General features: G+C 31.8%; 9 protein-coding genes. All 9 read left to right on the top strand.

Translation table 11 applies throughout. The annotated features are described in order from the left end of the window. Positions 1–5 precede the first annotated feature (5 nt). A complete protein-coding gene (gene rseP, locus C7N44_RS01415; RefSeq protein ID WP_105956137.1) occupies positions 6–1,280 on the top strand; it encodes an RIP metalloprotease RseP in 1,275 nt (424 codons plus the stop codon). A 25-nt stretch (positions 1,281–1,305) separates the two neighbouring features. Then, a complete protein-coding gene (locus C7N44_RS01410) occupies positions 1,306–3,015 on the top strand; it encodes a proline--tRNA ligase (RefSeq protein ID WP_105956136.1) in 1,710 nt (569 codons plus the stop codon). A 70-nt stretch (positions 3,016–3,085) separates the two neighbouring features. Then, entirely contained in the window at positions 3,086–7,405 is a 4,320-nt protein-coding gene (locus C7N44_RS01405; RefSeq protein ID WP_105956135.1) for a PolC-type DNA polymerase III, read from the top strand. A gap of 113 nt (positions 7,406–7,518) precedes the next feature. Then, positions 7,519–7,992 carry a ribosome maturation factor RimP gene (gene rimP, locus C7N44_RS01400; RefSeq protein ID WP_105956134.1) on the top strand — a complete coding sequence of 158 codons (474 nt, stop codon included), beginning with the start codon at positions 7,519–7,521 and terminating at the stop codon, positions 7,990–7,992. An 18-nt stretch (positions 7,993–8,010) separates the two neighbouring features. Next, positions 8,011–9,096 carry a transcription termination factor NusA gene (nusA, locus tag C7N44_RS01395; protein WP_105956133.1) on the top strand — a complete coding sequence of 362 codons (1,086 nt, stop codon included), beginning with the start codon at positions 8,011–8,013 and terminating at the stop codon, positions 9,094–9,096. A gap of 21 nt (positions 9,097–9,117) precedes the next feature. Beyond that, positions 9,118–9,417, top strand: coding sequence for an RNase P modulator RnpM (gene rnpM, locus C7N44_RS01390; RefSeq protein ID WP_105956132.1), 300 nt, complete (start codon positions 9,118–9,120; stop codon positions 9,415–9,417). Then, on the top strand, positions 9,407–9,724 hold the full coding sequence (locus tag C7N44_RS01385) for a L7Ae/L30e/S12e/Gadd45 family ribosomal protein (RefSeq protein ID WP_105956131.1): 318 nt from the start codon (positions 9,407–9,409) through the stop codon (positions 9,722–9,724). The genes rnpM and C7N44_RS01385 overlap by 11 nt, the downstream gene beginning before the upstream one ends. 4 nt (positions 9,725–9,728) lie before the next feature. Then, positions 9,729–11,966 (top strand): translation initiation factor IF-2, encoded by a 2,238-nt coding sequence (gene infB, locus C7N44_RS01380; RefSeq protein WP_105956130.1) that lies wholly within the window; start codon positions 9,729–9,731, stop codon positions 11,964–11,966. Positions 11,967–11,981: 15 nt separating this feature from the next. Next, positions 11,982–12,335 (top strand): 30S ribosome-binding factor RbfA, encoded by a 354-nt coding sequence (gene rbfA / locus C7N44_RS01375; RefSeq protein WP_105956129.1) that lies wholly within the window; start codon positions 11,982–11,984, stop codon positions 12,333–12,335.

Below are 12,335 nucleotides of genomic sequence, written 5' to 3'. Positions count from 1 at the left end.
TTTTTTTGATTATAACTATCATAGCTTTCATAATAGTTTTTGGAATTCTTGTATTTGTTCATGAATTTGGGCATTTTATAGTAGCTAAAAAATCTGGCATTATGGTTCGTGAATTTTCTATTGGAATGGGACCTAAATTATTTTATTATCGGCATAATTCTACAACTTATACTATTAGATTATTGCCATTAGGTGGATATGTTCGTATGGCTGGATCTGCCGATAATGAATCGCAAGAATTAGAGCCAGGAACACCTGTTAGTTTACAATTTGATGATAATCATATTGTAAATTCAATTAACACTAGTAAAAAGCAAACTTTATATCAAGGCTTACCTCTTGAAGTAACAAATTGTGATTTAGAAAATGATCTTTTTATTGAAGGTTATGAAAATGGTGATGAAGAGTCTAAAAAATTATATAAAGTTAGCCATGATGCAGTCATAATTGAGCATGATGGAACTGCCGTTCAAATAGCTCCTAAAGATGTTCAATTTCAAAATGCTCCAGTTTGGAAAAAATTAATTACTAATTTTGCTGGTATTTTTAATAATATTCTTTTAGCGATTATTGCATTTTCTATTTTGTCTTTTCTACAAGGTGGTGCACCTTCAAATACAAATACTGTTAATGTTCAACAAAATAATTCTGTTGCTAAAAATGCGGGAATCCAAAATGGCGATAAAATATTAAGTGTTGATGGACAAAAAACTAACACTTGGAAAGACTTAACTGTTGCCATTCAATCTAAACCAAATCAAAAAATTAATTTAAAGGTTTTAAACAATAAAACTGAGAAAAAAGTTTCTCTAACAACACAATCTGCTAAGAGTGGATCTACTAAATATGGAATTATCGGAGTATCCCAAACTCTAGATAATTCATTCATTGCAAAATCTTTATCTGGATTTAATCAAACATGGAATTTCACTAAACTATTAGTTACAAAATTAATATCTATGTTTTCTGGACATTTTAGTCTAAATGATTTGGGAGGACCAGTGGCAATTTTTGCTAATACTTCTCAAGCTGCAAAGTTAGGAATTGAAGGAATAGTATATTTTATAGCTTTCTTATCAATTAACTTGGCTATTATTAACTTTATTCCAATTCCTGCATTAGATGGTGGTAAAATATTATTGAACATTATTGAAGCGATTAGAAGAAAGCCAGCATCAGAAAAAGTTGAAACGATTGTTACTTTAATTGGTTTTGCCTTTATTGTTGTTCTTATGATTTTGGTTACTTTAAATGATATACAAAGATATTTTTTACATTAATTAAGTAAAACTAAAGGAGATTTTTATGAAACAGTCTAAAATGTTAATTCCCACATTAAAGGAGGCTCCAAAAGGAGCTGAAGCGTTAAGTCATCAATTAATGCTTAGAGCTGGATATATTAAACAAGTTTCAGCGGGAATGTATGCCTATTTACCACTGGCATATCGAGTAATTTCTAAAATTGAAAATATTGTTAGAAAAGAAATGAATAGCATTGATGCAAATGAAACATTAATGCCTGCTGTTTTACCAGCCAAATTATGGGAAGAATCAGGACGTCTAGAAACCTATGGACCTGAATTATTTAAATTAAAAAATCGCCATGATACTGATTTTATCTTAGGACCAACCCATGAAGAAACATTTACCAGTTTAATTAGAGATTCCATAAAATCATATAAAAAATTGCCTTTGATTTTATATCAAATTCAACCTAAATATCGTGATGAAAATCGCCCACGCTATGGATTATTACGTGGTCGTGAATTTATTATGGAAGATGGGTATTCATTTTCGATTGATGATACAGATTTAGATAAAATCTATAATAATATGGAAAACGCATATCGAGTAATTTTTGATAAAATTGGTTTGAATTACAGAACTATCATCGGTGATGGTGGAGCAATGGGGGGATCTGATTCTATTGAATTTTCTGCTCCTGCTGCAGTTGGAGAAGATACAATTGTTTACTCAGATGATAGCGACTATGCTGCTAATTTAGAAATGGCAAAAAGTATGTTAGAACCTAGTCAAGGACATCCTGAATTAAATGATATAGATAAAGTTGTTGCTCTAAATGTTAAGGGGATTGAAGATGTTGCGACATCTTTTGATACCGATAAAGATAATATTATTAAGAGCGTTTTATTTATAATTGATTCAAAGCCAGTATTAGTAATGGTGCGTGGTAATGATGAAATTAATGATGTTAAGGTCAAAAATTATTTTAATGGTTCTCAATTAGTATTAGCCAATGAAAAACAAATTGAAGAATATATGGGTGCTAACCTTAATTACGTTGGTCCATTTAATGTAAAAGATGACGTCAAAATCTTGGCTGATAATAATATTAAAAATATGCATAATGTTTATGTTGGATCTAATGAAGATGGTTATTATTTTGCTAATGTTAATCCAACTAGAGATTTTGAAAATGTTTCTTATAATGATTTAAGAACTGTTAAAGAAGGAGAAATTTCTCCTGATGGTTCAGGAGTATTAAAATTTACTCGTGGCATTGAAATTGCGCATATCTTTAAACTAGGAACTAGATACTCTAAAGATTTAGGCGCTACTGTATTGGATGATAATGGGCGTCAAAAGCCAGTAGTTATGGGTTCATATGGTATTGGAATTAGTAGGTTATTAACAGCAGTTGCTGAACAACAATCTGATGAAAATGGATTGGTTTGGCCTAAAAATATTTCTCCATTTGATATTCATTTAATTCCCGTTAATGTCAAAAAAGATGATCAAGTTAAAGTATCTAATGAAATTGAAAAAGGTTTATTGGATAACGGATATGAAGTATTAACCGATGATAGGAAAGAACGAGCAGGTGTTAAATTTGCTGATTCTGATTTGATTGGTATTCCTATAAGAATTACTGTAGGTAAAAAAGCTACTGATGGAATAGTTGAAATTAAAATCAGAAAAACTGGTGAAACTATCGAAGTTAAAAAAGAAGAAGTTGTTAACACTGTTCAAATCTTATTTAAAGATTTGAAATAGTTAGAAAAAAGATCAGTTTGAATTATATAACTGATCTTTTTTCAGCTTTTATATATTGGAGGTTTAGTCTTTGTTAGATAAAGAGAAACTGTTTCTAAAATTAATAAATCAACTCCAATTCAATGGGGATGAGACTTACTTTAAAAATGGTCAAATTGAGCAAATTGAAATTCATAAAAAATCCAAAGCTTGGACATTCTTTTTAAATTTGCCAAATATTTTACCTTATGAAGTTTTTGTGGATTTTTATAATCGGTTTCATGCGACTTTTGATGAAATTGCCCATTCTTCTTTAAATATATCAACTCAAAATAGTGAATTTGATAATAAAATTTTAGGAAAATATTGGAATTGGGTAGTGAAAAATACTGATATTTCTGAATCTTTAAAGCAAGAATTACTTAAACATAATGACTTAAAGCTGAATAATCAAAGAGTTGAATATATTGCTGAAAATGAAATTGTCAAAAACTTTTTGGTTAGCAAAGCTTTAGAACCAATTGAAGAAACTTATCAGAAACTTGGTTTTCCCAAGTTTAATATTCATGTTTATGTTGATGAAAGTGCTTCTCAAGAAAAAATAAAGGATTTTCAGATTCAAAAAGAAAAACGTGATGCACAATTAGCTCAAAAAGCAGTAAAAGCAATTAAAGAATCTACTGCTAAAAGACAAAAAAATAGTAATAAAGCGGTTCCTAAAGGCAAAGTAATGATTGGTAGACCAATTAAGAATGATGCTGAAATTACTAAAATGAGTGATATTATTCAAGAAGAAAGACTAGTTATTATTAATGGCCATATTTTCGATAAAGAAATTAGATCATTGCGTTCTGGTCGTCAATTGATGATTTTAAAAGTTACTGATTATTCATCGTCTATTGAAATTAAGAAATTTTCTAATAATGAGGATGATGAAAATCAATTTGCTGCTATTCAAGAAGGCGATTGGATTAAAGCCCGCGGTGGAGTACAAGAAGATAATTATACTCATGAATTAACATTAAATGCTTATGACATTAATCCTTTAAAACATGAAGAACGCAAAGATAACGCTGAAAATAAACGTGTTGAACTTCATTTACACACACAGATGAGTCAAATGGATGCTACTAATAGTATTAGTGATTTTGTTTCGAGAGCCAAAAAATGGGGGCAATCAGCAATCGCTATTACAGATCATGCTGCCGTTCAGGGCTTTCCTTTTGCATATACTGCTGCTAAAAAGAATGATATGAAAATGATCTACGGGGTTGAGGCTAACGTTGTAGATGATGGAGTTCCAATCACTTTTAATGCCGATGATCGTGAATTATATGATGCAACTTATGTAGTATTCGATATTGAAACTACTGGTTTATCAGCAATCTATGATAATGTAATTGAAGTTTCAGCTGTTAAAATGCAACATGATAATGTAATTGACCAGTTTGAAGAATTTATTGATCCAGGATTTCATTTATCTGATTTTACTACACAATTAACTTCAATCACTGATGAAATGGTTCAAGGATCTAAACCTGAAGAAGAAGTTTTTAAACTCTTTAGGGACTTTTGCGGTGATTCAATTGTTGTTGGACATAATGTTACATTTGATGTTGGTTTTATGAATGTTGGTTATGCCAAATATGGCATGGAAAAAATTCAAAATCCTATCATTGATACTTTACCTTTAGCACGATTTTTATATCCTAATTTTAAAAGCTACCGTTTAAATACTTTAGCTAAAAAATTTGATGTTTCTCTTGAACACCATCATAGAGCTGTTTATGATGCTGAAAGTACGGGACATTTAAACTATATTTTTGTTAAGGAAGCTGAAGATAAATATGGTATTACTAAAGTAGATGAGTTTAACGCCCATATGAGCGAACATGATGCTTACAAGCATGCACGACCATTTCATGCAATCTTACTCGCTAAAACTCAATCTGGGTTAAAAAATATGTTTAAATTAATTTCCCTATCTAATGTGAAATATTTTTATCGAGTTCCTAGAATTCCTAGAAGCGTTTTAGAAAAGTATCGAGAAGGTATTTTAGTTGGGTCTGCTTGTTCAAGTGGTGAAGTTTTTACATCAATGATGCAAAAAGGTAAACAAGAAGCTGCTGAAAAAGCAAAATTTTATGACTATTTAGAGGTTCAACCTAAAGCCGCTTATAAGCCTTTAATTGATTCCCAATTAATTCATGATGAAAAACATTTAGAAGAAATTATTTCTAATATGGTGGAAACTGGTCAAGAACTTGAAAAACCAGTAGTTGCTACTGGAGACGTGCATTATCTTGATCCTCATGACTATATTTATCGAAAAATTTTAATTAATTCTCAAGGTGGAGCTAATCCATTGAATCGTCAAGAATTACCAGACGTTCATTTTCTTACTACTAATGAAATGTTAGACAATTTTAAATTCTTAGGTGACGAATTGGATAATAAGATTGTAGTTGAAAATTCTAATAAAGTTGCTGATATGATTGATGATGATATTCACCCAGTTCTTGATAAATTATATACGCCTCATATGCAGGGGGCTGAAGATGAAATCAAGAATAGTACAATGGATAAAGCACATGAACTGTATGGTGATCCTTTACCTGAAATAATTCAAAAACGTTTAGATCGAGAATTGAAGAGTATTATTGGAAATGGGTTCTCTGTTATTTATTTGATTGCTAAACGTTTAGTATCTAAAAGTAATAAAGATGGTTATTTGGTAGGTTCTCGTGGATCTGTTGGTTCTAGTTTAGTTGCTACTATGGCAGGAATAACTGAGGTTAATCCTTTGCCACCACACTATCGTTGTCCTAAATGTAAATATTCTCATTTCTTTACAAAAGGAGAATATGGTTCTGGATATGATTTACCCCATAAAGAATGTCCAAATTGTGGGACTTTAATGACGGGTGATGGACATAATATTCCTTTCGAAACTTTCTTAGGCTTTAAAGGAAATAAGGTTCCTGATATTGATTTAAACTTTTCTGGTGATTATCAACCAATCGCTCATAACTATTTAAAAGTTCTTTTCGGTGAAAAAAATGTTTATCGTGCTGGAACAATTGGCACAGTTGCTGATAAAACTGCTTATGGATTCGTAAAAGCCTATGAACGTGATACAGAACAAGTAATTAGAGGAGCTGAAATTGATCGGTTAGCTAAAGGTGATACTGGAGTTAAGCGAACTACTGGACAACATCCTGCTGGTATAATTATTGTGCCCGACGATATGGATATTTTTGATTTTACACCAATTCAATATCCAGCTGATGATCAAAATGCCGCTTGGGAGACTACTCATTTTGATTTCCATTCAATTCACGATAATATTTTGAAGATGGATGTTTTAGGTCATGATGATCCGACTATGATTAGAACACTCCAAGATTTGTCAGGTATTGATCCTCAATCCATACCAATGGATGATCCTGGGGTTATGGGACTATTTTCTGGTACCGAGACAATTGGAGTCACTCCTGAACAAATACAATCAAAAACTGGGACTCTTGGAGTTCCTGAATTTGGTACTAAGTTTGTTAGAGGGATGTTAGAACAAACCAAACCTAATAATTATTCGCAGCTATTACAGATTTCAGGGTTATCTCATGGGACTGATGTTTGGCTAGGAAATGCTGATGAATTAATTAAGGAAGGCAAGGCTACTATTGCTAACGTTATTGGTTGTCGTGATAATATTATGACTGATTTAATCAATTGGGGATTAGATTCAGAAACCTCTTTCCAAATTATGGAATCGGTTCGTCATGGTCGTGGAATTCCAGATGAATGGCAAAAACAAATGCATGAAGCCAATATTCCCCAATGGTATATTGATTCTTGTTTAAAAATTAAATATATGTTCCCACGTGCGCATGCCGCTGCTTATGTTTTAATGGCTTTACGTGTTGCATACTTTAAAGTTTATTTTCCTTTAGTATATTACTGTGCATACTTCTCAGTGCGTGCTGATGATTTTGATTTAGTATCAATGTGTAATGGTAAAGAAAAAATAAAAATTAAAATGAAAGAAATTAATGATCAAGGTAATGATGCATCATCAAAAGACAAAAACTTATTAACAGTTTTGGAACTATCTAATGAAATGGTTGAACGTGGTTTTGATTTTGAAATGGTTAATTTAGAAAAATCTGATGCTGAAAAGTGGTTAATAGATGGTAAAAAATTAATTGCTCCATTTAGAGCAATTCCTAGTCTGGGATTAAATGTTGCAAAACAAATTGTCGCGGCTAGAGCTGATAAACCATTTATTTCTAAGGAAGATTTATCAAAACGTGGTAAAGTTTCTAAAAAAATAATTGAATTTATGAATGATAATCACGTTATCGATGATTTACCTGATGAAAATCAATTAAGCTTGTTTGATATGATGTAGTTAAAATTGAATTATATATGTATATGTGATATTATAAAATTTGATTAGTATCCATGGAAGGGAGTGAGCAGAGATGCTCGCTCTTTTTATTGGATTTTTTAGGAGGCGTTTCATTGAGTGAAATTACAGAGACAGTTAAGAATTTAGTAAATCCAATTCTTACTGAACATGACTTTTATTTATATGACATTGAATTTGTTAAAGAAAGTAAAAGTTGGTATTTAAGAGTGTATATTGATAAGAAGAATGGAATTAATATCGAAGATTGTGCACTTGTATCTGATGAACTAAGCGAAAAGTTAGATTCAATTGAACCAGATCCAATTCCACAAGCATATTTTCTTGAAGTTTCCTCTCCAGGAGCAGAAAGACCTCTAAAGAAACCTTCTGATTTTGAAAATGCAATTGATGAATATATTCATGTTTCTCTTTATGCACCAATTGATGGGAACAAAATTTATGAAGGTACTTTAAAAGAATATAACGACAATGATTTAGTTATTAACATTAATATGAAGGGTCGATTTAAAAATTTATCGATACCTAAAAAATCTATTGCTAAAGCTAGATTAGCAATTAAATTTTAATTAAGGGAGAAAATTAACATGAGTAAAGAACTCTTAGGCGCTTTAGACGCTTTGGAAAATGATAAAGGGATTGCAAAAGAAACGATTATTGATGCTTTGGAAGCAGCTTTAACTTCTGCTTACAAGCGCAATTACAATCAAGCACAAAATGTTGAAGTTTCATTTGATGATAAAAAAGGAAAAGTTCATGTCTACGCTGTAAAGCAAGTAGTTGATGATGTTGTTGATAGTCGCTTGGAATGCAGTTTATCTGATGCTCTACAACTTAATCGTGGTTATGAATTAGGTGATGATATTAGATTTGAAGTTACGCCTAAAAACTTTGGTAGGATTGCTGCTCAAACTGCTAAACAAGTTATTATGCAAAGGGTTCGTGAAGCAGAAAGAAATATTGTTTATAATAAATACAGCAAGTATCAAGATGAATTAATGACCGGTGAAGTTGAAAGAGAAGATAATCGTTTTGTATATATTGATTTAGGCCAAGTAGAAGCTGTTATGCCTCGTAATGATCAAATGCAAAATGAAGAGTATCGTCCTCAAGACCGTATTAAGGTTTATGTTAATAAAGTTGAAGATGCTACTAAGGGACCGCAAATATTTGTTAGTCGTACTGCACCTGGACTATTGAAGCGATTGTTTGAAGAAGAAGTTCCTGAGATTTACGATGGAACTGTTGAAATTGTTTCAATTGCTAGAGAAGCTGGTGATCGTGCTAAAGTTGCAGTCCGTTCTACTAATGATGATATTGATCCTGTTGGAACCACAGTTGGACCCAAAGGACAAAGAGTACAAACCATTGTTAATGAACTTGGTGGAGAAAATATGGACATTGTTCAATGGACAGATGATCCTGCTGAGTTTATTTCTAATTCTTTAAATCCTTCAGAAGTTGTTGATGTTGTGTTTGATGAAGAAAATGAAAATGCATGTACTGTGATCGTACCTGATTATCAACTATCATTAGCTATAGGTAAAAAAGGACAAAATGCTCGTTTAGCAGCCAAATTAACAGGATATAAGATTGATATTAAGTCAGAATCAGAAGTATCTAAGGATCCATCTGATACAATTGATGATAATTCTTCAGATGAAGAAATTTAATGTTTAAGGAGTGATAATTCGATGAAACGTAGAAAAATTCCGATGAGAAAAGACATTGTCACCGGAGAAATGGCTCCCAAAAAAGAATTAGTAAGAGTTGTAAGAGATAAAGAGGGTAATGTTTCAATTGATGAAACTGGTAAAAAGTCTGGTAGAGGTGCTTATGTTTCAATCAATGTGGATGTTGCTAAACAAGCTAAAAAGAATAAAACTTTTAATGAAGTTTTTTCTGTTGATCTTGATGATACATTTTACGATGATTTAATCGAATATGTTGATCATAAACAAGCTAGAAAAGAACTATTTAAAGATGAAAAATAAAGATAGAATTTTAAATTTTATAGGAATTGCTAAGCGTGCAGGTAAGATTATCACTGGAGAAAATATTTTATTAAATGCAATTAAAAAGAATAAAATAAAGTTTCTATTTATTCCATCTGATGCTGGCAAAGCAAGCTATAAAAAATTTATGGATAAATCAAGCTATTATGGTATTCCGGTAAATAATATGTTCATTAAAAGTGACCTAAGTAATGCTATAGGGATGAAGAGAACGATTATTGGAATTTCTGATTCCGGATTTGCCAAACGTTTGAATGAAATGACAAATAATTGTAAAGGAACGTGATGGTATGGGTAAAAAGAGAATTTATGAACTATCAAAAGAAATGAGAGTAGCTAGTAAGAAAATTCTAGATACTGCTAGATCAAAAGGCATGGATGTTAAAAATCATATGTCTACTTTAAGTGATAGTGATGAAAAAGTAATTAGAAATATCTTAGGCAAAAAGACTAATCATACTAATCATTCTAAAAAACCTTCAGAGAAGCATCACAACAATAAGCCAATGAATAATACAAACCAACACTCTAATACTAATCATGGTAATAACAATCATGTAAATAATAATAACCACAATAACAGTAATCATGGTAACAATAATCAGAAATCAAGTTTTAATAATAACTTTAAGCAAGGTAAAAAGAACAAGAAGAAATTTAATAAGCGTCATAATCGTCATAATAGATTTGCTGGAATGTATACTAAGAATCAAAGAATTAGACAAAATAATAAGAAAAACAAAGCACCAGAAAGAAAGGAACGTCCATTACCAGAAACATTTGTTTATAATACTGGAATGAATGCACAAGAAATTGGTAAAGTTCTTCATAGAGAACCAGCTGAAATAGTAAAGAAATTATTTATGCTAGGTATTATGGTTAATCAAAATGTATCTTTAGATAAAGATACAATCGAACTTTTAGCTGCTGACTATGGTATTAAGGCAGAAGAAAAAGAAGTTGTTAACGTATCAGATCTTGATAAGTTCTTTGAAGAAGAAGAAAATAATAAGAAAAATCAAGAGGATCGAGCCCCTGTTGTTACTATTATGGGACACGTTGATCACGGTAAGACTACTTTACTTGATTACTTGAGAAATTCTCATATTACCGCTGGTGAAGCAGGTGGAATTACTCAAGCAATCGGTGCTTATCAATTGAAAAAAGATGGTAAGACTATCACTTTCTTAGATACTCCAGGGCATGCTGCATTTACTGCTATGCGTGCACGTGGTGCTGATATTACTGACATCACTATTTTGGTAGTTGCAGCTGACGATGGTGTAATGCCACAAACAATCGAAGCAATTGATCATGCCAAAGCTGCTAAAACCCCAATTATTGTTGCAATTAATAAAATTGATAAGCCAGGTGCAAATCCTAATCATGTTATTGAACAATTAACTGGTCATGGCTTAGTTCCAGAAGACTGGGGTGGTGACACTATTTTTGTTGAAATTTCAGCTAAGATGGGAACTAACGTTGATGAATTAATCGATATGATTTTACTTGAATCAGATGTTATGGAACTAAAAGCTAATCCAGATCAAAATGCTGCTGGTTCAGTAATTGAAGCACGTTTAGACCGTGGTCGTGGACCTGTTGCAACTTTATTAGTTCAACAAGGAACGATGCATGTTGGAGATCCAATTGTTGTTGGTGATACTTTTGGTCGTGTTAGAACAATGATGAACGAGAAGGGTAAGAACTTAGATAGTGCTACTCCTTCTACTCCAATTGAGGTTACTGGTTTAAATGATGTTCCAGAAGCTGGTGATCGTTTTATCGTCTTTGATGATGAAAAGACTGCTCGTGCAGCTGGTGAAGAAAGAGCTAAAGAAGCTCAAATGGAAGAACGTAAAAAGAATAACAGTGTAACGTTAGATAATCTATTCGATTCAATTAAAGAAGGCGAAAAGAAAGAAGTCGATGTTATCATTAAAGCTGATGTTCAAGGATCAGTTGAAGCTTTAGCATCTAGTTTACAAAAAATAGATGTTGAAGGTGTTAAGGTGAACATTGTTCATAGTTCAGTGGGAGCTATTAATGAAAGCGATGTTGCTTTAGCAGAAGCAAGTAATGCTATTATTTTAGGCTTTAATGTACGTGCTACTTCACAAGCTAGAGAACAAGCAGATACTGATAAAGTTGATATTCGTTTACATCAAGTTATCTATGATGCCATTGATGAAGTTGAATCAGCTATGAAGGGTATGTTAGCACCTAAGTATAAAGAAGTTGTTACTGGTGAAGTTGAAGTAAGACAACTATATAAAGCATCTAAAGTTGGTACCATTGCTGGTGGTATGGTAACTAATGGTTATGTTAGAAGCGATAGTAAGATTAGATTAATTCGTGATAACGTAGTCGTTTATAATGGTGAGTTAAATAGTTTAAAACGTTTCAAGGATGATACTAAGGAAGTCAAACAAGGTTTTGAATGTGGGCTTACAATTGAAAACTACAATGACATCAAAGAAGGTGACGTTGTAGAAGCCTACAAAATGGAACAAATACCTGTTAAATAATAAGAGGTGAATTTAATGGCACAATATAGAGTTGGTAGATTGGAACAAGAAATTCAACGTGAGGTTAATGATATCCTTTTGAAGAGAGTTAGAGATCCTCGTGTTCAAGGAGTTACCATTACTGGTGTAGATGTAACTGGTGATTTACAACATGCAACAATTTACTACAGTATTTTATCTGATCATGAAAGTGATGAAGATGAAACACAAAAAGGTTTGGATAAGGCTACTTCTTTAATTAGAGGCGAACTGGGTTCTCGTTTGAGTATTTATAGAACTCCAGAATTGATTTTTAAATTAGATGAATCAATTCAATATGGTAGTAAAATTGATCAACTTATTAATAAATTAAAAAAGTCAGATAGATAA

This window comes from Apilactobacillus quenuiae (assembly GCF_002994005.1).
GTDB lineage: Bacteria > Bacillota > Bacilli > Lactobacillales > Lactobacillaceae > Apilactobacillus > Apilactobacillus quenuiae.
Note: the sequence above shows the minus strand (reverse complement) of the source record. Positions and strands in the feature narration are given on the sequence as shown.

Coding starts and splice junctions, on each gene's coding strand:
- C7N44_RS01410 (WP_105956136.1), top strand. CDS start 1,306: ATGAAACAGTCTAAAATGTTAATTCCCACATTAAAGGAGGCTCCAAAA.
- nusA (WP_105956133.1), top strand. CDS start 8,011: ATGAGTAAAGAACTCTTAGGCGCTTTAGACGCTTTGGAAAATGATAAA.
- rnpM (WP_105956132.1), top strand. CDS start 9,118: ATGAAACGTAGAAAAATTCCGATGAGAAAAGACATTGTCACCGGAGAA.
- C7N44_RS01385 (WP_105956131.1), top strand. CDS start 9,407: ATGAAAAATAAAGATAGAATTTTAAATTTTATAGGAATTGCTAAGCGT.
- infB (WP_105956130.1), top strand. CDS start 9,729: ATGGGTAAAAAGAGAATTTATGAACTATCAAAAGAAATGAGAGTAGCT.
- rbfA (WP_105956129.1), top strand. CDS start 11,982: ATGGCACAATATAGAGTTGGTAGATTGGAACAAGAAATTCAACGTGAG.